Genomic DNA, 20,852 nt, shown 5'->3' on the forward strand with positions numbered 1-20,852 from the left:
ATTAAAGTTAACTATAATTATTTAGTATCATTAATAATGAGTTGTCTTAATGATTGACGTTTAATCACTTCACGTGCTTTTCCATCTTTAATAAAGAATACTGATGGTTTTTGCATTTGATTATAATTAGATGCCATAGAATAATGATATGCACCTGTTGATAATATCGCTAAATAGTCGCCACGTTGTACAGAACTTGGTAATTTTGCATTCTTAATGATAATATCACCAGATTCACATAATTTACCCGCAATAGTTACTGTATCATTCGCTTCTTCGTGTCGATTTACTAATAAAGCTTGATACTTAGCATCATATAGTGCTGTTCTAATATGATCACTCATACCACCATCGATAGATACGTATTTATTAATTTCCGGTATCTCTTTAATCGTACCTACTTCGTACAATGTGATTCCAGCTTCGCCAACAATAGAACGACCTGGTTCAATACCTATTTCAGGTGTTTCCATATTTAACTGATTCGCTTCATTTTTGATTGCATCAGTGATTTCAGCAATGCCGCTTTCAATAGGGAAGCTAACATCTCCCTCAACATATTTAATGCCAAAGCCACCACCAAGATTAAGTAAATCAACTTGAATTTGTTGATCATTTAACCAATTCATAACTATTTTTGCAGTTTCAATAAATGCTTCTGTACCTTCAATTTGAGATCCAATATGAATATGTACACCTTTTAAGTTAAGATGTTTAGCTTGTTTGATTTTATCAACTGCTTCATTGGCTAAGCCATAACGTATCGACAATCCAAATTTACTATCCTCTTGTCCAGTTTGGATAAATTCATGTGTATGTGCTTCTACACCTGGATTAACTCTTAATACTACTTGTACCGTTTCACTAGCATATCGATCGATTAAATCGATTTCTTCTAAAGAATCTATGACAAAATATCCGATATGATTGTCTAAGGCATATCTAATTTCATGCTTCGTTTTATTGTTACCATGGAAGTGTATACGACTTGGGTCAAAGCCAGCTTCTAATGCAGTATACAATTCTCCTTCAGATACAACATCGAGTTGTAAGTCTTCTTCTTGGACTAATTTAACCATTTGTATACATGTAAATGCTTTAGAGGCATATGAAATATTATATTTTAATCCACTTTGTTGAAATGCTTTATGATAACGACGCATTTGATTTCGAATTTGTTCTTCATCATAAACAATGGTTGGGGTACCAAAGCTTTGTGCAACTGTTTTAAGACTTGTACCTCCCATTGTTAATTCGCCGTATTCGTTATATTCTACTGTCATCTTTATCTATACTCCTTTATAAGAGAATCGTGATTCATAGCGCTCAGTTGTTCTGAATTTGCTCCCACACCCTTAAAGGTATATTCATCAATGCGCATACTTTCATTATATAATACAACTTGATCTTGTGCATGTACGTGTTCATCAACTTCTACAAACATATGGCTCATCATTAATGCTCGAATAGGGTAGCGCTTGCCATTAATTAGTGCTTCATGTTGCGCTCTTGTTCTTAATATACCGTCACCATAACCAACATCTACTACAGCAAGCTTAGTATTATCGTGTTGTGTTTCAAAAGCCCAACTATAGCCACAATAGTCACCATTTTGAACTTCTCTAATTTGAATGACGTTAGCCTTTACAGTCAATGCTTGTTGGATGGTTGATTCATCCAAATCACTATAGGGTCGTGAACCATATAAAGCGATACCCACTCTAGCATGTGTATGGTGGGGAAGAACGACTTGTCCTTCTCGATAATAACTTGCACTATTTTGAGAATGTATATAGTCGAATTGATACCCTTCATTTAATAATGTATGTAAAACATTCAACCATGCTGAACGTTCTTCATCATATTCAGGCACACCAAATTCATCAGCATAACCAAAATGTGTCCATAAGCCAGAAATAATCATGCGTTCAGAATTTTTATTCTGTTGATGATCTTGTAACACCTGTTGAATCTCTTCCAATGTTTTAAAACCAGAACGATGTAGTAAATTTTCAAACTCTAAGTGTACATGAATATCTCGTAAATCTGCTTTATGCTCATAATAATAATTTAAAGAAGGTAAGGTCATATGAATATGATAATCACGAACCGTATCAAAATCATATACCGCATTCATTAGAAATACAGTTGCGTCTGGTGCTAATTCACGCACTCGAACTGCTTCTTTAAGTGACGTCGTACTAAATGTATTGATACCTGCACGTAAAAATTGTTTAACCGCAAATTCTAAACCATAGTGGTAGGCGTTATTTTTAACAACAGCCATAATGGGTTGTTGATTTTTCACTTTCTTAGCATTGCTATAAAATGCTTCTGTATCGACTGACCAAATTGCTGTCAATGCTTACACCTCTTTATAATTTAATAATAATTGTTCATAATAATTAGCTACATCTATTAATACCTTTTCATCAAAATTCAGATGAGACGTATGTAATCCTGTCACATAACCTTTTTCTTTATTTCGAGTGCCAACGAATACAAAATAAGCAGGTGCTAATAATTGACCATAAAAACTAAAGTCTTCGCCGAATAAGAAAGGTGTAGGTTTGTCGATGACTTCTAGATTAGCATTGTTAAGTGCTTGTTCAACAGGTTCACGTAATTTCGGACTATTCATTGTAGGTGGATAGCCTTCCTCAAATTTCACTTCACATGTCACATTAAATAACAAAGAGACACTTTCAGCAATTTTTTGCATTTGATTTTTTACAATAGTTAAATCATCGACGTCATATGTACGGATTGTTCCTTCTAAATAGCCATTACTTGGTACTGTATTGATAGCTTCACCAGCTTCAAAATGACCCATATGTACAATATTTCGTTTTAATCCATTCAAATGAAATTGTTGTATTTGTCCCACTTGTGTTAAGACATGTTGTAATGCTTCTCCACATGAATGACCTTGTTCTTTATCAGCAACATGACTAGATAGTCCTGTTAAATAGAATCGGTACTCTGTCGCACTTGCAGTAATTTCTTCGTCTCTAATGACAACTGTGCCTTCGTCAGAAAAAGGATTAACGTGAATTCCAAATACAGCTTCAATAGGGTAATTTTCAAAAGCTTTGGCTTTTATAAGACGATGCGCGCCACCACCTGTTTCTTCTGCAGGTTGAAATATAAATACAATATTGTGAGGAAGCGTACCTTTATCTGCCATTGCTTTACATCGTTTTACAAATAGCATCAATGCCGTCGTATGACCATCATGACCACATGCATGCATCACGTTATCATTTTGACTACGAAAATCTACATCATTTTCTTCAAAAATAGGTAATGCATCTATATCTGCTCTATAAGCGATAGTATGCTGACTATTACCTTCAAGATATGCAATTGCACCTGTTTCCAATGGACGTTCAAATGGAACATCTAATTCTGTTAAGAAATCCGTGATGTACTGTGTAGTTTCATATTCATGTAAACTTAATTCAGGATGTTGATGTAAATGTCGACGGTGTGTTGTTACAAATTCTAATTCATTCATCATTATCATTCCTTTCATTGTAATAATCCCAAAATATACTTTTAAGTATCATGATAATAAAAAGTCGAAACAATGAGGAGGGGCGATGTAATCATTTGAACGTTAGAGCGTTAAGCATACTCACGTTCAAGTTCAAAACATAGGCCACTCCTTTGTTTCAACTGACTTGTAATTATTATAAATTAATCATTTAATTTGCGTAATGCTGATACAATTTCACGTTTAGAATCTTCTACTTCATATGTTTGTTTGATCACTTTAGCAGGTGTTCCAGCAACAACTGCGCCTGCAGGTACATCTTGTGTCACAATAGCGCCAGCTGCCACAATTGCACCTTCGCCAACTCGAACACCTTCTAAAATAACTGCATTGGCGCCAATTAACACATTATCTTCAATGACAACAGGTGACGCACTAGGTGGCTCGATGACACCAGCTAATACTGATCCAGCACCAACATGTACATTTTTACCAGTCGTAGCACGACCGCCTAAAGTCGCATTCATATCTACCATCGTTCCTTCGCCAACAACTGCGCCAATATTAATTGTTGCACCCATCATTACAACTGCGCCATCTTCGATGATAGCTTGTTCACGAATGAAAGCACCTGGTTCGATACGTGCATTCGTATTTGTTAAATCTTTTAAAGGAATTGCTGAGTTGCGTCGGTCCATTTCAATTTCTACATCTTCAAATTTATTTTGATATGTCTCATAAAATGGTTTCCAGTCATCTGCTTCACAAAAGATAACTTTAGAATGTTCTGATCCAAACACTTTGAATGATTCAGGGAAGTTGACCCCATCAAATGTACCATTGACATAAACTTTTAAAGGTGTTGATTTTTTTGCATCACTAATATATTGAATAATTTCTTGTGCTGATAAATGTTGTACCATAATTTTGCTCCTTTAGTTATATTTTATAAATTATCAAACGTATAAAAACCGTTTTCCTTGTTGATTAACTTTTCAGCTGCACCAATTGCACCATTCGCGAAGATATCTTTAGATTGTGCTTTATGTGAAATCGTAATTGTTTCATCTGTGCCAGCAAATAATACATCATGTTCACCAACAATCGTACCACCACGAACGGTATGAATACCAATTTCATCAGGTGAACGCTTCTCAGTTTTATCATGACGATCATAAACTGGCGTTGTTTTATCACGTAAACCTTCTATAACATCATATAACTTCACTAATGTACCACTAGGTGCATCCACTTTCTTATTATGATGTGCTTCTGTCAGTTCAATATCAAAATCTTGTAGTAGGGGAACTGCCGCTTCTAAAATCTTAGTAAGCGCATGTACACCATAACTCATATTCGCACTGAAAAATACTGGCATCTTTTTACCTAATGATTCTAATTTTTGAGTGATTTTCTCTTTTTCACCAGTAGTCGCAACGACTAATGGCAATTCAAATGATTCATCTAATAGGGGTAATAATAAATTAGGATTAGAAAAATCAATTGCTACATCTGCTTCTTTAGCATCGGCTATATGATGATATTGTTGGTAGGGTGTTGACTCACTATGAGTCGGTTCAATAACACCGACAATTTCATGGCCTTTTTCTTCAGCTAATCTTGCAACACGCTGGTTCATAGCGCCATAGCCAATTAATAAGATTTTCATTATTTTTCACCTGCTTTAAATGTTTCGTAAGCTTGCTCTAATGTTTGACGATCATTTTCCTCAAGTGGTACAAGAGGTAAACGTAATTCATAGCTTCCAAATCCTTCATAAGCAGTTAATGTTTTAATTGGAATAGGATTAACATCAACTGATAACGCGTCTAATAAACGGCCAATCGGTTCAAATGCTTTTGCCATTGTGTCCCCATCTTGTTTAGCATCATATAAGTGTTGAAATTCTTTTGGAATGACGTTAGCAATTACTGAAATCACGCCATTGCCACCACGTTTATAAAAATCAACAACATTATCGTCATTACCACTATAAATGGCAAATTCATCTTGATTTACACGTTTTTTAACCTCTTCAAAATAATCAAAATCATTTGTCGCATCTTTAAGCGCTACAATGTATTTATTTTGACTTAACGTTTCAACTGTTTCTGGTTCAATCGTCATATTCGTACGTGAAGGTACATTATATAAGACCACAGGTAATTCAACTGCATTCGCAATTGTTTCGAAGTGTTGAACTAAACCACGTTGATTTGTTTTATTGTAATAAGGTGTGATAAGCATCACTGCATCTGCACCAAGTTGACGTGCGCGTACAGACGCTTGAATAGATTTTTCAGTATTGTTTGTACCTGTACCTGCAATCACAGGTACCTGTTTGTTAACTAAATTAACAACTGTTTCTAAAACATGTTCTTTCTCTTCATCGTTTAGCGTAGGGCTTTCAGCTGTAGTTCCATTTACAATAATCGCTTGTGCATTATTTTCTAATAAGAATGTAACGTGTCGTCTTAATGCATCATAATCTACTTCATTATTTACAAATGGCGTTGTTAATGCTACGCCTACACCTTCAAACATGTGTGTCATATTAAAGAACTCCTTTCAATTTTAAAACTTGTTCTAAAACTTGAACGGCATTCAATGCTGCACCTTTAAGTAGGTTATCTGATGTACACCATACGTGGAATGTATTATCTAAAGTGTCATCACGGCGAATACGACCAACAAACACATCGTCTTTACCTGTTGAGTGAATTGCTAAAGGATATTCATTTTTAGCTGGATTATCAACAAGAACAACACGATCATCCTTATCAAATAATTCTTGAATTGCCTCAACAGTCGTATCTTGATTTAAAGTAACATCCATTTCAACACTATGACTATCTTGAACTGGTACACGTACACAAGTTGCAGTCACTTTTAAATCTTTATCATTTAAAATTTTACGCGTTTCATCTATCATTTTTTGTTCTTCTTTTGTATAACCATTTTCAAGGAATACATCAATATGTGGTAATACGTTATTATAAATTGGATGAGGGTAGGCTTCAGGTGCTTTACCATTTGCACCTTCAGATAAATCTCTCTTACCCTTAACACCAGATCCTGAAACCGCTTGATATGTCGTATAAGCTACTCTTGATAAACCAAAAGCATCTTGTAATACTTTTAATGGTACGACAGACTGAATTGTAGAACAATTTGGATTAGCAATGATTCCTCTTGTAAAGTGTGGTTCGTTTACTTCAGGTACAACTAAATCAACATCTTCAGTCATACGCCATTGACTAGAATTATCAATGACAATAGCGCCCGCTTGTTCAAATAGTGGGGCGAAATGTTCACTTGTACCGCCACCAGCACTCATAAGTACATAATCAAAGTGTTCACTTGCTGCTTCATCTGTTAGTTCTTGTACTGTATATGTTTTCCCTTTAAATTCGATCTTTTGACCAGCTGAACGAGCTGAAGAAAATAGAACCAATTCATTGAAAGGGATTTCTTTACGGTCTAAAGTTTCTAACATTTTTGTTCCAACTAATCCTGTTGCACCAACTACTGCTAATTTTGTCATGTCTAAGTCACTCCGTTTTAAATATTATTAATATTGTGAAAAATTAAGTTAAAATCAATTATATATCAAATGCACCGTACAATTCTTCGACGGCTTTTTCACCATTTTCAGCATCAATGACATAAGAAATACTGATTTCAGAAGTGGTTGTTTGGTAAAAAGGTATCTTCGCATTGATTAAAGTAATAAATGCCTTAGATGCTACGCCTGACATATCTCTCATACCGGATCCGATTAATGAAATTTTGACATATGCTTCATTAATTTTATAATCCAAAGCTTCAAAATCAACGGCTAATTGTTCTAAAATAGCTGAGATTTGATGTGCATCTGTATCTTTAATACTGAAGGATAGTTGTAGTCCTTCGTGGTTGACAATTTGTGAAATCATATCCACATTAACTGAACCCATTTCTAGCTCTGTGAATAGTTGTGTTAATAATTGATTATCTGGTAGGGGATAGGTGATCGTTACATGCATCATGTGTTGATCTAATGCAACCCCAGTAACTGCTTTTTTCTCTAATAAATCACTTCTAGACATAATCCATGTTCCTTTCACATTTGATAACGTTCTTCCTAAATATAATGGTATATCATAATTTTTAGCCAACTCTACGCTACGTGTCTCAAGTACGCCAGCACCTAATGCGCTCATTTCCATCATTTCCTCATATGATACATACTCTAAACGTTTGGCATAACTCAGTACTCTTGGGTCTGTAGCATATACACCATCAACATCTGTGTAGATTTCACAAGGAATCTGATTACTCGTCGCTAAAGCTACTGCTGTTGTATCTGAACCACCACGTCCTAGTGTGGTTAATTCATGATCCTCATTGATGCCTTGGAATCCAGCTATAACAAGTACATCGTGGGTATCAAAAGCTGTTTCAAAGGTTGATGGGTCAATTTCAGCAATTTTACTTTTTAAATGATGACCAATGGTTTTGATACCTGCTTGATATCCTGTCATTGCTTTAGCGCTAATACCAATATCATTAAGTACCATTGATAAATATGAAACGGTTTGTTGCTCACCTGTAGTTAACAGTAGGGCGAGTTCTTGCTCTTTTGGTGTTGATGTTAAAGTGGACACATTCTCCATTAATTGATCCGTGGTTTTGCCCATTGCACTAACTACCACAATGAGTTGTTCACCTTGTTCAACACGATTTTTTAGCATACCTGCTATATTTTTAATTTTAGTAAAATCACTGACGGAAGAACCGCCAAATTTCAAAACACTTCTATTCAATATTTGTCCTCCTCAGTTAGTAGGGAGACACATCCATTCAATAAAAAAGAACAAGTCTGGAATGCGACTTGTTCTACATTTATGTACAAGTGATGCACTCCATTATTATGAAATAATGACAAACTCTTAGCTCTTAACCAAAAAGTCCAACAAATGATACCTGCTATTATCATTCGTTTCGGCATTGCCCCCTTTCAATATTAGCTGTTAGCAGACAGTTGCCTAATATTTACTCATGTTTAATGCGCCTCATCAAAATCTTATTCAATTGATATGTTTTTATTATACATATACCACATGTGACTGTAAACCGATAATTGCGATTTTTTGAAATAAACAGAAAATTTCAAAGTGATACTTAGCATTTTAATGGTTAGTATCTCTCGTGCACTCGGATGGTAAGACGAGTGTAGTCATTAATATAAATAACTAATGTAGTAGGGGAACGTTCATTATATCTGTATATAAAAAGCGTATAAATACATCATCAAAATGTATTCATACGCTCAATCGAAGTCATCTATTTTAATACTCCTGTTTCTTTTAAGTATTCTTCATATGGAATTTCTTTAGAAACAGCACCAGATTGATTTAAATCAATCACACGGTTAGCAATTGTATTGATAAATTCAAAGTCATATGATGTAAAGATCAATGAACCTTTAAATGATTTCAAACCATCATTGACTGCGGTGATACTTTCTAAGTCTAAGTGGTTGGTTGGCTCATCTAGTAGTAACACGTTAGCACTTGATAGCATCATTTTACTTAACATACAGCGAACTTTTTCGCCACCTGATAACACGCTTGCTTTTTTCTTAACTTCTTCGCCACTAAACAACATACGTCCTAAGAAGCCGCGTAAGAATGTTTCAGTTTGCTCATCTTCTGGCGCATATTGACGTAACCAGTCCACAAGATTCATATCCACACCATCAAAGAATTCAGAATTATCTTTAGGGAAGTAACTTAATGAAGTTGTTACACCCCATTTATAAGATCCTTCATCTGGTTCCATTTCACCAGCTAAGATTTTAAGTAATGTTGTTTTTGCAATCTCACTATCACCAATTAAAATGGCTTTATCATTAGGATTCATTGTAAATGAAATGTTATCTAATACTTTTTCGCCATCAATAGTTTTAGAAAGGTTTTGTACAGTTAATAAATCATTACCAATTTCTCTTTCAGGTGTGAATTTTACATATGGATAACGTCTGGATGAAGGTTGGATATCATCTAATTCAATTTTTTCTAATTGTTTCTTACGACTTGTTGCCTGTTTAGATTTAGAAGCATTCGCTGAGAAACGAGCAACGAAATCTTGTAATTCTTTAATTTTTTCTTCTTTTTTCTTGTTTTGTTCTTGAGCCATTTTTTGAGCTAATTGACTTGATTGATACCAGAAATCATAGTTACCAACGTAAACTTTAATTTTACCGAAGTCTAAGTCAGCAATATGCGTACACACATTATTTAAGAAGTGACGGTCATGGGATACTACAATAACTGTATTTTCAAAGTTAATTAAAAAGTCTTCTAACCAACTAATAGCTGGAATATCCAAACCATTGGTAGGCTCATCTAGTAATAGTACGTCTGGATCGCCAAATAAACTTTGTGCTAACAATACTTTTACTTTTTGGTTATTTTCAAGTTCAGACATTTTCTTGTCTTGTAATGATGCATCGATACCTAATCCTGAAAGTAGGTTAGCTGCATCTGCTTCAGCATTCCATCCATTCATTTCAGCAAATTCGCCTTCAAGTTCAGCAGCACGAATACCATCTTCATCACTAAAGTCTGGTTTCATGTAGATTTCATCTTTTTCTTTCATTACTTCATATAAACGTTCATGACCTTTGATCACGACATCTAGAACACGTTCATCTTCATATGCGAAGTGATCCTGTTTTAAAATCGCTAATCTTTCATCTTTACCTAATGACACATGACCCGTTTGTGAATCCAACTCACCAGATAAAATTTTTAAGAAAGTAGATTTACCTGCACCATTTGCACCAATTAATCCATAGCAATTACCCTCAGTAAATTTAATATTTACATCTTCAAATAGCTTACGATCACCAAAACGTAAACTTACATCAGTTACTTGTAACATGCATTTGCTCCTTTTTTATATCGTTATTCTAACGGAAGAATTATATCATATTATAACGATAGTTTCGACCACCTATAACTTGTAATGATAGATTACAAGACTCATGTTATACTATAAAAGAATAAAAGACTCGAAGGAGAATATAATGGCACTAGAAAAAGATATCGTAGGTTCTATAGAATTTCTTGAAGTAACTGGCTTACAAGGATCAACATACATGTTAAAAGGACCCAATGGAGAACAAGTTAAACTCAATCAATCCGAAGTAAATGAAGAAGATGAATTACAAAAAGGTGAAGAATACAGTTTCTTCATTTATCCAAATCGATCAGGCGAATTATTTGCGACACAAAATATGCCTGATATTACAAAAGACAAATATGACTTTGCAAAGGTACTTAAAGTCGATCGAGATGGTGCACGTGTCGATGTTGGTCTTCCAAGAGAAGTATTAATACCATGGGAAGATCTACCAAAGGTTAAAACACTATGGCCAGAAGCAGGAGATCAATTACTTGTTACATTAAGAATTGATAGTCAGAACCAAATGTTCGCACGATTAGCAAGTGAAGGTATCGTTGATAACATGTACACACCAATTAACGATGATAGTAAACAAAATGAAATGTTAGAAGCTAGACCATATCGTGTATTAAGAGTGGGTAGTTTCTTATTAAGTACAGAAGGTTATAAAATTTTTGTTCATGAATCTGAACGTAAAGCAGAGCCAAGATTAGGTGAATTAGTAACCGTTCGTATCATTGGTCATAATGAGCGCGGTGAACTTAATGGTTCATTTTTACCTTTAGCTCATGAAAGGTTAGACGATGATGGTCAAGTCATATTTGATTTACTTGTGGAATATGATGGCGAATTACCTTTTTGGGATAAATCAAGTCCCGAAGCTATTAAAGAAGTATTTAATATGAGTAAAGGTTCATTTAAACGTGCCATTGGTCATCTATATAAACAAAAGATAATTAATATCGAAACGGGTAAAATTAGCTTAACGAAAAAAGGTTGGTCTCGTATGGAAGAACAACAAAATTCTTAATACAAAACGCATTTCTTCTATTAGTATAGTCGAATCATATCACCATAGCGCTTATTGAATGAAATATTTCAATAAGCGCTATTTTTGTAATACTTTATGTCCCCAAAACCATAATTCTTATATGTATTCATTTTAACAACTGAAAATTTACATTAATCTCCAAAATTCCATACTTTAAAAACCTTGCTATATCAATGTTCGAAGCACATTTACAATTCAATTATCATTCTTAACAAAACATTTACATTAGCTCTATTATTAATTAACAATAAACCTTTAGTATTAGAACTGTAAGAAATACATATAACATTTGGGTTATTTATATTAGGAGGATGTTTCAATGAAAAAGTGGCAATTAGTCGGTACGACTGTATTAGGAGCTTCAGTACTTTTAGGCGCTTGTGGTGGCGGTAACAACGGCGGTTCAGGCGAAGGTAAAGATGTAAGTGGAAAAGTAAAAGGTGACGGGTCATCAACAGTCGGTCCAATCATTGAAAAATTAAACGAAAAATTCGCTAAAGATTATCCTAACGCTACAGTATCATCTGGTACTTCAGGAACTGGTGGCGGATTCGAGAAATTCATTTCTGGTGAAACAGATTTCTCAAATGCTTCAAGACCAATTAAAGATGAAGAAAAGAAAAAATTAGAAGATAAAGGCATTAAATACAAAGAATACAAAATTGCACAAGATGGTGTAACAGTTACAGTAAACAAAGATAACGACTTTGTTAAATCATTATCTAAAGACCAACTTAAAGAAATTTACTCTGGCAAAGCTAAAACTTGGAAAGATGTTAACTCTAAATGGCCAGATAAGAAAATCAAAGCTTTCTCACCTGACCAATCACATGGTACATTCGACTTCTTTACTGAAGAAGTAATGGACAAAGGTGATATCAAAGCTGAGAAAAATGCTGATACAAACGTAATCGTTCAATCAGTTGAAAAGAATAAAGAAGGTATCGGTTACTTCGGTTATAACTTCTATCAACAAAATAAAGATAAGTTAAAAGAAGTTAAAATCAAAGACGATAAAGGTAAAGACACAGAACCAACTAAGAAAACAATTCAAGATAACTCTTATGCATTAAGTAGACCATTATTCATCTACGCTAAAGAGAAATCATTAAAAGAAAATAAAGCATTCCAAGAATTCATGAAATTTACACTTGAAGATAAAGGTAAATCAGCAGAGGATGCTGGGTATGTAGCACTTCCTAAGAAAGACTATAAAGAAGAACTTAAAGATTTGAAAAAATACATTAAGAAAAACAGCAAAGACTCTGATAAAAAATCTGATAAAAAAGAAGATAAATAATTAATAATAGAGTTTGGGAATACTAACGAAAATCAATGCAAAGTGGTTAATTCAATAACCACTTTGTCTGATTTTCTTTTCAGGTTATAAGTCATATTACAAATCATGAGTCTAGCTCATCTATAGCCTGAAATATTCCCACTCTTTTTTTATAATTGGGAGATTTAAGAAGAGAGAGGTTTTTAAATGGCTTCAAAAACAAATATTAGAGAAATGATTGCTAAGAACAATGCCAAAAAGGGTGGTACAAGCGATAAAATCGTACCTATTATTTTGGCTATCATTGCAGCGATTTCAATTTTAGTTACATTAGGGATTTTATTTACTTTACTTACAGAAACAATTACGTTCTTCACACGTGTACCAATTACAGAATTTTTATTCTCTACAGATTGGAACCCATTCTCTGCTAAACCATCTTATGGTATTTGGGCATTAATCATAGGGACTTTAAAAATCACAATCATTGCTGCATTATTCGCCGTGCCAATCGGTTTAGGTGCTGCTATTTACTTAAGTGAATATGCTACTGACAAAGTTAGACGTATTATCAAACCAATTTTAGAAATTTTAGCAGGTATTCCTACTATCGTATTTGGTTTCTTTGCCTTAACTTTTGTCACACCAATTTTAAGATCAGTATTTCCACAATTAGGTAGTTTCAACTCAATCAGTCCTGGATTAGTCGTAGGTGTTATGATTATTCCACTTATTACAAGTATGAGTGAAGACGCAATGGCATCCGTACCGAATAAGATTCGTGAAGGTGCATTAGGATTAGGTGCTACTAAATTAGAAGTTGCAATTAAAGTTGTGTTACCAGCAGCGGCTTCAGGTATTTTAGCTTCAATCGTATTAGCTGTTTCGAGAGCTATCGGTGAAACAATGATTGTATCTCTTGCAGCAGGTAGTACACCTACAGCTTCACTTAACTTAACTGGTTCTATTCAAACAATGACTGGTTATATCGTTCAGGTTGCTACGGGCGATGCTACTTTCGGATCAGACGTTTATTACAGTATCTATGCAGTAGGTTTCACGCTATTCATTTTCACATTAGCTATGAACTTACTATCACAATGGATTTCTAAACGTTTCAGAGAGGAGTATTAAAATGGCGACAACTACTAATACAGCAAATGGTAATAACAAAACATTAATCGATCAAAAGCAAGTCGATAAAAATATTTCAACTCGTATGACTAAAAATAAAGTGTTCAAAGGTATATTTTTAGCCTGTACATTAATCGGTTTAATCGTATTAGCAGCACTATTAATTGATACATTGATCAAAGGTGCTGGACATTTAACACCATCATTCTTCACTAACTTTTCATCTTCTACACCATCAATGGCAGGGGTTAAAGGTGCATTAGTCGGTACATTATGGTTAATGATTACTATTATTCCAATTTCAATCGTATTAGGTGTGGGCACAGCGATTTATCTTGAAGAGTATGCACGTAAAAATCCATTCACGAACTTTGTTAAGGTTTGTATTTCAAACTTAGCAGGTGTACCTTCAGTCGTATTCGGTTTATTAGGACTTACATTGTTCGTTCGTGGTATGGGCGTTGAATCTTTATCACTTGGTAAATCTATCCTTGCCGGCGCATTAACGATGTCTTTATTAATCTTACCGGTAATTATCGTGGCGGCACAAGAAGCGATTCGTGCTGTACCTAAATCTGTAAGAGAAGCATCTTATGGCTTAGGTGCTAACAAATGGCAAACGATTTATAAAGTCGTTTTACCTGCAGCTTTACCAGGTATTTTAACAGGATTCATCTTAGCGCTATCTCGTGCATTAGGTGAAACAGCACCATTAATCTTAATTGGTATTCCTACGATTCTATTACGTTTACCAAGCGGAATTATGGATCAATTCCAAGCATTACCAATTCAAATATATAACTGGGCAAAAATGCCTCAAGAAGAATTCCAAAATGTCGCATCAGCAGGCATTATCGTATTATTAGTAATCTTATTATTAATGAATGGACTAGCTATATTCTTCCGTAACAAATTCAGTAAGAAATTTTAAGCTGACGTCTTAAAAACAGGGAAACGTTATTTACGATTAAGTAGACATTAAATCAACTTAGTTAATTAGAAGGAGTTTTATATTATGGCTAATACAAAAGTCGAAGAAAACAAAAAATTAGATCAATTGAAAGACAACTCAAATCAAGGCGTATCTACAATAGTCACTACACAAGATAAACACGATCCGATTTCTGATAGTGAACGTAAGGTCGTTTACTCTACTCAAAATTTAGACTTGTGGTACGGTGATAATCATGCACTTCAAAATATCAATTTAGATATTCTTGAAAACAATGTAACTGCTATTATCGGACCATCAGGTTGCGGTAAGTCAACTTACATTAAAGCGTTAAATCGTATGGTTGAACTTGTACCTTCAGTAAAAACTGCAGGTAAGATTTTATATCGTGATCAAAATATCTATGATGCAAAATATTCTAAAGAAAAATTAAGAACGAATGTAGGTATGGTCTTCCAACAACCAAACCCATTCCCTAAATCTATATATGATAATATTACGTATGGACCAAAAACACACGGTATAAAAAATAAAAAGATTTTAGATGAAATTGTAGAAAAATCTTTACGTGGCGCAGCTATTTGGGATGAATTAAAAGATAGATTGCATATGAATGCGTATGGATTATCTGGTGGACAACAACAACGTGTATGTATCGCTAGATGTTTAGCAATTGAACCTGATGTAATTTTAATGGACGAACCAACATCAGCATTAGACCCTATTTCTACATTGAAAATCGAAGAACTTGTTCAAGAATTAAAAGAAAACTATTCTATCATCATGGTTACACATAATATGCAACAAGCTGCTCGTGTTTCTGATAAAACAGCTTTCTTCTTGAACGGCTATGTAAATGAATATGACGACACTGATAAAATTTTCTCAAATCCAGCTGATAAGCAAACTGAAGATTACATTTCAGGACGATTTGGTTGATATATGGCAGTGATTAGACAAAAATACGAAGGCCAACTAGAAGACTTAATTAAAGATTTACGTCGACTAGGTCTTCGTGTTTATTTTAATATTGAAAATGCATTAGTGTCGTTAAGTGATGATAAGAGAACTTTCGCTAGAGAGACGATTGAAAAAGATAAAGAAATCAATCGTTTAGACTATGAAATTAATGAAAAAGTCATCATGCTTATTACAAAGCAACAACCGATTGCAACAGACTTACGCATGATGATGGCAGCTTTAAAGATTTCTACTGACTTTGAACGTATGGGTGATAACGCCGCAAACATCGCTCATATTCGACTCAGAGTAAAAATTACGGATCATTATGTCTTAACAAGATTAAAGACTATGGGTAAATTAGCTATGTTAATGCTTGAAGATTTAAATACAGCTGTTAAAAATGAAGATATTACTTTAATTAAAGAAATTATTGAACGAGATCAAGATATCGATGATTTATATATCAACATTGTCAATACGACTTATTTAATTGATAACGATCCTTTTGTAGCAGGGCAAGCACACCTAGCTGCTAGGAATCTAGAACGTGTTGGAGATCATATTAGTAATATTGCGGAAAGTGTATATTACTTTCTCACAGGTGAACATTACGAAGCCGGTCGCTAAATTTCCTATTTAACCCAAATTTAAATGTAACGGACTCATATTCGTATTTGTTAGACCAAAAAGATATAAAAATCCCCTAAATGATAGCTCTTAGCTACATTTAGGGGATTTGTTTTACTTATGAATTAGCTTCAATTTCATCAGTGAGGGCAATGGCTTCATCGACCAATTCAGATATATATCGAATTGTGTCTTTCAATGGTGCTTCTGTTGTTATATCAACACCTGCTTGTTTTGCTAAAGCAACTGGTGATAAACTACCGCCTGATTTTAACGTATTTAACCAAGCATTAACAGCTGGTTGTCCTTCTTTTTTTATTTTTTGTGACATGACCGTTCCAATTGTTAAGCCCGCGGAATAAGTATAAGAATAGAGTCCCATATAATAATGTGGTTGTCTCATCCAAGTTAACTCCGTACCATCTGTCATTTCAACTGCATTACCAAAGAATTGTTGATAAACATTAAGCATAATATCATTTAACACTGGTGCTGTTAATGATTCTCCATTATCTACTTTCTGATATACTTCGCGTTGGTAAGCCGCTTCTAGCAAATGCGTCACCATATTATGATAATACGTACGAGAAAGTATAGAACCAATGACCCAACGTTTAAATCGTGGATCTTCGCTATGATTAAATAAATAATTTGCCATTAACATCTCGTTCATTGTTGATGGTGCTTCCACAAAATACATCGAAGCTTCAGATTCTAAGAAATTCTGATTTTGTTGTGCTAAAGTAAAATGCCCTGCATGTCCTAATTCATGTGCCAGGACAAATGTTTCGGCCATTTTCCCTGTCCATGAAATAAAGACATAAGAATGTGTGAAATAGGGACTAGCACAGAACGCACCAGTATCTTTCCCTTTATTTTGAGCGAAATCTATCCAACGATTTTGGTATGCTGACTCAATCATAGAATGATAATCTTCGCCAAGTACATCAAGTGCACCATAAATATAAGATTTAGATTCATCAATAGAGATATCCGGTTCATAACTAGGATCAATTGAAACCTTTAAATCTTCAAAACGCATTTTGTCCAATCCATGTACACGTTGAAGTAATTTAGCATATTTTTGCATGACAGGTGCTAAATCACTCATGATGACATCAATTTGTCTGTCAAACATATCACGAGTCACTTCTTGTTCTTGTAATAAATAATCAATAACTGAATCATATCCTCTTAAATCCGCTTCAATTTTTTCTTGTTGTACTTGCATATTATAAGTTGCAGCTGTTGTATGTTGATAACGTCTAATTGCATCACTAAACGCTTTAAAACTTTTCTGTCTAAATTCAGGGTCAGCATGATCCTCATATTCATTTTCAAATGTCGCATAATCCATTGGATACTCTGTATTGTTATGTTTAAATGATTCAAATGCAATATCTAACATTTTAGTTGTACCATATAAATCATAAGGTTGATTTAAAGTAGGGGACAGACTAGCTAATGTTTGTTCAACTTTAGGATCTAATTGATACGGTTTGCGTACAATTAATTGTTGAATGTAATGTGGATATTGTGTTTGAGATTTCAGTTGTTGTAACGTGTCATTATTCAAATTTAATATTTCTGATTCTACAAATGATAATCGACTTGCGATTTTGCCATAAGATGTATTTAATTTAGCATTTAATGTCTGTGCAGCTTCATCTGTTGTGTCCACGCTTAAACTTAATTCTGCATAATTGCCTAATCGATCAATCTGTATTAGAAGTGCTTCATAATCTTTAAGTGCACGTTCAATCGTATCAATTTCAGTTAATTGACCATTGTAACGCTCATGAAAAGATAATGAAGATGTTATCATCTCATCTAATGTTTGGTAAAAATCTTTATCATTTTGGAATAAATCCTTTAAATCCCATGTTTCAGTGCTAGATATATCTTGTCTATTTGGTAAACCTTGTGTCAATATGATTCACTCCCTGTTTGTAATCAATAATTTTATTATACATGAGTTAAATTCGAAACGCAGTTGATACATATCAATCATAAATCTGTACTTAATCAGTAATTAATCGTTCAGAAATACTACTATAGTAGGTTTAGTTAAAGTAAATTAAATAGTATAATAATGTTAGTATTATTTAAAATTAAGGAGAATCCATTTATGACTATTTTTGATATGCCGAATTTTCTATGGATTTCTATATTAGCAGTTATCATTTTAACTGTTTTCTGTACTTTAGTCTTACATAGATGGTTTATTGCAGCAGTTATTTCTTTTGTAGTATTAGGTGTATTAGCATTCTTTATTCCTAATTTCCAAGATATTACATTTCAACCTTTATTAGGGTATGCTGCTTTTATGGCGATTATGAGCTTAATTATCAGTTTCTTATTATGGTACTTCACACGTAATTGGAGACGTGAAAGAAAGAAAAGACAACTCGAAAAAGATATGCGTCGATATGAACAATTTGAACATGAAAAAGATATGAATCATTTTCGTCGTCCTTAACATATAACGGTCAAATGCCCAATTCTGAAACTATTAAACAGAGTTGGGTTTTACAATTTAGGTCATGCATTTAATTTTAACTATCATATTATAGGACAACTAATGGAGAGATACATATGAATTTAATTAAAATAATCATTTCAAAGTGTCTACAAACGATTGTAGTATTATTTATCTTATCTACAATTACGTTTATTCTAATGAAATTATCTCCTGGTAATCCAGTAGACAAAATATTACATTTAGACACTGCGCAAGTATCAAACGCTCAAATAAAAGCGACCGAAAATAAATTAGGACTAAATGAATCGCTATTGGCGCAATGGTGGCATTGGATAATCCAAATATTACATTTAGATTTAGGTGTTAGTTATCAAACTAACGAGCCAGTTAGCCAAGAGATTACAACATATGCACCTCCTACACTAATCATTACTGTAGGAACATTAATCATGTCAGTCATCATTTCAGTGCCATTAGGTATACTTGCAGCAATTAATTATCATCGTCCAATTGATCGCATAATTAGAATTTTTACCTCTTTATCTGTTAGTTTACCTGCATTTTTCATAGGTATACTACTATTATATATATTTGATTTAAAATTAAACTTACTTCCTCCAGCTAGTGATGGTCAATGGGTTTCATACATTCTACCTATACTAACTATGAGTATTGGTATGTGTGCTTATCTCATTAGATTAATTAGATCTAATCTACTAGATTTATATCAAAGTCCAATTGTCCAAGCTTCAAGGTTAAGAGGGATGTCAGAGGAGTATATTTTGTTACACGATCTACTCAAGCCAGCATTATTGCCAACTATACCACTCATTGGTCTTTCTGTTGGTAGTTTAGTAGGTGGCACAGTGGTTATTGAAAATTTATTTGAAATACCTGGTTTAGGCGCGTTTTTAGTCGATAGTATTCGTGCTAGAGATTATCCTGTGATACAAGGCATCGTATTATTTATTGGTACATTAGTGATTATTATTAATACATGTGCGGATTTATTAAGTATTTGCTTAGATCCTAAACAAGGATTAACGCAGCAAGCATGGCCTAAATCGTCTCAATCATTTAATGATAAGGAGGCGACACACCATGAAAATTAAAATCAATCGTTCAAATTGGATATTTTATGTATTTTTCATATATATTTTATTCATTGTTATCATGCAACTATTTGTGAATGACGATGCTGCTACAAAAGTACATTTGTCTCAAACATTTGAACCAATGAGTGCACAACATTTATTAGGTACAGATGATTATGGTAGAGATTTATTCACTCGTCTCGTAGTAGGAGCACGTTCTACGTTATTTATCACTGTGCTCACTTTAATATTTACAGTCATTATTGGCGTACCTCTAGGCCTACTGTCTGGTTATAAAAAAGGCTGGATAGACACAATCATCATGCGTATGATTGATATCGGTTTAAGTATCCCAGAATTTGTCATTATGATTGCACTTGCAAGTTTCTTCCATCCAAGTATATGGAACTTAGTTATAGCCATTACAGTAATTAAGTGGATGAATTACGCACGGGTGACAAGAGGAATTGTGAATACAGAAATGCATCAATCATATATTCGTATGGCACAACTTTTCAAAGTACCTACATTAACGATTTTATTTAAGCATTTATTACCTAAAGTACTGCCATCCATTCTCGTATTAATCATTGTGGATTTCGGCAAGATTGTATTATACATTAGTTCTTTATCATTTTTAGGTTTAGGTGCACAACCACCATCACCAGAATGGGGTGCAATGTTGCAAGCAGGACGTGACTTTATAACCTCTCATCCGATTATGATCATTGCACCTGCGTCTGTTATTGCTATGACGATATTAATCTTTAACTTAACAGGTGATGCACTCCGTGATCGATTACTAATAGGAAGAGGTGACTAA

Annotated in this window: 19 protein-coding genes and 1 riboswitch; of the genes, 9 read left to right on the forward strand and 10 right to left on the reverse strand. The window is 33.9% G+C overall.

Annotated features, from left to right (window positions below; all coding sequences use genetic code 11):
* Positions 1 to 17: 17 nt before the first annotated feature.
* The 9 genes from lysA to P7F85_RS07030 form a co-directional block, all read right to left on the reverse strand.
* On the reverse strand, positions 18 to 1,283 hold the full coding sequence (gene lysA / locus P7F85_RS06990) for a diaminopimelate decarboxylase (RefSeq protein WP_002466857.1): 1,266 nt from the start codon (positions 1,281 to 1,283) through the stop codon (positions 18 to 20).
* 2 nt (positions 1,284 to 1,285) lie between these two features.
* Complete coding sequence (locus P7F85_RS06995) at positions 1,286 to 2,362, reverse strand: alanine racemase (protein ID WP_002466840.1); 1,077 nt, start codon at positions 2,360 to 2,362, stop codon at positions 1,286 to 1,288.
* 3 nt (positions 2,363 to 2,365) lie between these two features.
* Positions 2,366 to 3,517 (reverse strand): amidohydrolase, encoded by a 1,152-nt coding sequence (locus tag P7F85_RS07000; protein WP_019235903.1) that lies wholly within the window; start codon positions 3,515 to 3,517, stop codon positions 2,366 to 2,368.
* Positions 3,518 to 3,699: 182 nt separating this feature from the next.
* Positions 3,700 to 4,419, reverse strand: coding sequence for a 2,3,4,5-tetrahydropyridine-2,6-dicarboxylate N-acetyltransferase (gene dapD / locus P7F85_RS07005; RefSeq protein ID WP_002466841.1), 720 nt, complete (start codon positions 4,417 to 4,419; stop codon positions 3,700 to 3,702).
* Positions 4,420 to 4,442: 23 nt separating this feature from the next.
* Positions 4,443 to 5,165, reverse strand: coding sequence for a 4-hydroxy-tetrahydrodipicolinate reductase (gene dapB, locus P7F85_RS07010; RefSeq protein WP_019235902.1), 723 nt, complete (start codon positions 5,163 to 5,165; stop codon positions 4,443 to 4,445).
* A complete protein-coding gene (gene dapA / locus P7F85_RS07015; RefSeq protein WP_002466856.1) occupies positions 5,165 to 6,049 on the reverse strand; it encodes a 4-hydroxy-tetrahydrodipicolinate synthase in 885 nt (294 codons plus the stop codon). The genes dapB and dapA overlap by 1 nt, the downstream gene beginning before the upstream one ends.
* A gap of 1 nt (position 6,050) precedes the next feature.
* Positions 6,051 to 7,040, reverse strand: a complete 990-nt coding sequence (locus P7F85_RS07020) for an aspartate-semialdehyde dehydrogenase (RefSeq protein WP_002466842.1) — start codon at positions 7,038 to 7,040, stop codon at positions 6,051 to 6,053.
* A 58-nt stretch (positions 7,041 to 7,098) separates the two neighbouring features.
* Entirely contained in the window at positions 7,099 to 8,304 is a 1,206-nt protein-coding gene (locus tag P7F85_RS07025; RefSeq protein ID WP_026088910.1) for an aspartate kinase, read from the reverse strand.
* A gap of 81 nt (positions 8,305 to 8,385) precedes the next feature.
* Positions 8,386 to 8,562: riboswitch (Lysine riboswitch) on the reverse strand.
* 259 nt (positions 8,563 to 8,821) lie between these two features.
* Positions 8,822 to 10,423 carry an ABC-F family ATP-binding cassette domain-containing protein gene (locus tag P7F85_RS07030; protein ID WP_002466855.1) on the reverse strand — a complete coding sequence of 534 codons (1,602 nt, stop codon included), beginning with the start codon at positions 10,421 to 10,423 and terminating at the stop codon, positions 8,822 to 8,824.
* 145 nt (positions 10,424 to 10,568) lie between these two features.
* Between P7F85_RS07030 and cvfB the strand changes: the two genes are divergently transcribed.
* The 6 genes from cvfB to phoU all read left to right on the forward strand — a co-directional run bounded on the left by cvfB (position 10,569) and on the right by phoU (position 16,453).
* Positions 10,569 to 11,477, forward strand: coding sequence for an RNA-binding virulence regulatory protein CvfB (gene cvfB, locus P7F85_RS07035; protein WP_002466837.1), 909 nt, complete (start codon positions 10,569 to 10,571; stop codon positions 11,475 to 11,477).
* 340 nt (positions 11,478 to 11,817) lie between these two features.
* Positions 11,818 to 12,798 (forward strand): PstS family phosphate ABC transporter substrate-binding protein, encoded by a 981-nt coding sequence (locus P7F85_RS07040; protein WP_002466849.1) that lies wholly within the window; start codon positions 11,818 to 11,820, stop codon positions 12,796 to 12,798.
* A gap of 186 nt (positions 12,799 to 12,984) precedes the next feature.
* Positions 12,985 to 13,911, forward strand: a complete 927-nt coding sequence (gene pstC, locus P7F85_RS07045) for a phosphate ABC transporter permease subunit PstC (RefSeq protein ID WP_002451350.1) — start codon at positions 12,985 to 12,987, stop codon at positions 13,909 to 13,911.
* Between the two features lies 1 nt (position 13,912).
* The gene (gene pstA / locus P7F85_RS07050) at positions 13,913 to 14,842 is read left to right on the forward strand and encodes a phosphate ABC transporter permease PstA (RefSeq protein WP_002466845.1); all 930 of its coding nucleotides are present in this window, start codon (positions 13,913 to 13,915) and stop codon (positions 14,840 to 14,842) included.
* Positions 14,843 to 14,926: 84 nt separating this feature from the next.
* Positions 14,927 to 15,802 (forward strand): phosphate ABC transporter ATP-binding protein PstB, encoded by an 876-nt coding sequence (gene pstB / locus P7F85_RS07055; protein ID WP_015365014.1) that lies wholly within the window; start codon positions 14,927 to 14,929, stop codon positions 15,800 to 15,802.
* A gap of 3 nt (positions 15,803 to 15,805) precedes the next feature.
* Positions 15,806 to 16,453, forward strand: a complete 648-nt coding sequence (phoU, locus tag P7F85_RS07060; protein ID WP_002451347.1) for a phosphate signaling complex protein PhoU — start codon at positions 15,806 to 15,808, stop codon at positions 16,451 to 16,453.
* A 118-nt stretch (positions 16,454 to 16,571) separates the two neighbouring features.
* On the opposite strand, the gene pepF is transcribed toward phoU, so the two are convergent.
* Complete coding sequence (gene pepF / locus P7F85_RS07065) at positions 16,572 to 18,383, reverse strand: oligoendopeptidase F (RefSeq protein WP_447158533.1); 1,812 nt, start codon at positions 18,381 to 18,383, stop codon at positions 16,572 to 16,574.
* Positions 18,384 to 18,581: 198 nt separating this feature from the next.
* Here pepF and P7F85_RS07070 point away from each other — a divergent pair, with 198 nt between their 5' ends.
* The 3 genes from P7F85_RS07070 to nikC all read left to right on the forward strand — a co-directional run bounded on the left by P7F85_RS07070 (position 18,582) and on the right by nikC (position 20,852).
* Complete coding sequence (locus P7F85_RS07070) at positions 18,582 to 18,932, forward strand: membrane protein (protein WP_046464378.1); 351 nt, start codon at positions 18,582 to 18,584, stop codon at positions 18,930 to 18,932.
* A 116-nt stretch (positions 18,933 to 19,048) separates the two neighbouring features.
* Positions 19,049 to 20,047, forward strand: coding sequence for a nickel ABC transporter permease (gene nikB, locus P7F85_RS07075; RefSeq protein WP_002465819.1), 999 nt, complete (start codon positions 19,049 to 19,051; stop codon positions 20,045 to 20,047).
* The gene (nikC, locus tag P7F85_RS07080; protein WP_019235899.1) at positions 20,037 to 20,852 is read left to right on the forward strand and encodes a nickel transporter permease; all 816 of its coding nucleotides are present in this window, start codon (positions 20,037 to 20,039) and stop codon (positions 20,850 to 20,852) included. The genes nikB and nikC overlap by 11 nt, the downstream gene beginning before the upstream one ends.

It is taken from the genome of Staphylococcus sp. aM, assembly GCF_052975125.1.

Excerpts from the sequence above, each read along its gene's own strand:
- lysA (WP_002466857.1), bottom strand. The coding sequence starts at position 1,283 with ATGACAGTAGAATATAACGAATACGGCGAATTAACAATGGGAGGTACA.
- P7F85_RS07000 (WP_019235903.1), bottom strand. The coding sequence starts at position 3,517 with ATGAATGAATTAGAATTTGTAACAACACACCGTCGACATTTACATCAA.
- dapD (WP_002466841.1), bottom strand. The coding sequence starts at position 4,419 with ATGGTACAACATTTATCAGCACAAGAAATTATTCAATATATTAGTGAT.
- dapB (WP_019235902.1), bottom strand. The coding sequence starts at position 5,165 with ATGAAAATCTTATTAATTGGCTATGGCGCTATGAACCAGCGTGTTGCA.
- dapA (WP_002466856.1), bottom strand. The coding sequence starts at position 6,049 with ATGACACACATGTTTGAAGGTGTAGGCGTAGCATTAACAACGCCATTT.
- P7F85_RS07020 (WP_002466842.1), bottom strand. The coding sequence starts at position 7,040 with ATGACAAAATTAGCAGTAGTTGGTGCAACAGGATTAGTTGGAACAAAA.
- P7F85_RS07030 (WP_002466855.1), bottom strand. The coding sequence starts at position 10,423 with ATGTTACAAGTAACTGATGTAAGTTTACGTTTTGGTGATCGTAAGCTA.
- cvfB (WP_002466837.1), top strand. The coding sequence starts at position 10,569 with ATGGCACTAGAAAAAGATATCGTAGGTTCTATAGAATTTCTTGAAGTA.
- P7F85_RS07040 (WP_002466849.1), top strand. The coding sequence starts at position 11,818 with ATGAAAAAGTGGCAATTAGTCGGTACGACTGTATTAGGAGCTTCAGTA.
- pstC (WP_002451350.1), top strand. The coding sequence starts at position 12,985 with ATGGCTTCAAAAACAAATATTAGAGAAATGATTGCTAAGAACAATGCC.
- pstA (WP_002466845.1), top strand. The coding sequence starts at position 13,913 with ATGGCGACAACTACTAATACAGCAAATGGTAATAACAAAACATTAATC.
- pstB (WP_015365014.1), top strand. The coding sequence starts at position 14,927 with ATGGCTAATACAAAAGTCGAAGAAAACAAAAAATTAGATCAATTGAAA.
- phoU (WP_002451347.1), top strand. The coding sequence starts at position 15,806 with ATGGCAGTGATTAGACAAAAATACGAAGGCCAACTAGAAGACTTAATT.
- P7F85_RS07070 (WP_046464378.1), top strand. The coding sequence starts at position 18,582 with ATGACTATTTTTGATATGCCGAATTTTCTATGGATTTCTATATTAGCA.
- nikB (WP_002465819.1), top strand. The coding sequence starts at position 19,049 with ATGAATTTAATTAAAATAATCATTTCAAAGTGTCTACAAACGATTGTA.
- nikC (WP_019235899.1), top strand. The coding sequence starts at position 20,037 with ATGAAAATTAAAATCAATCGTTCAAATTGGATATTTTATGTATTTTTC.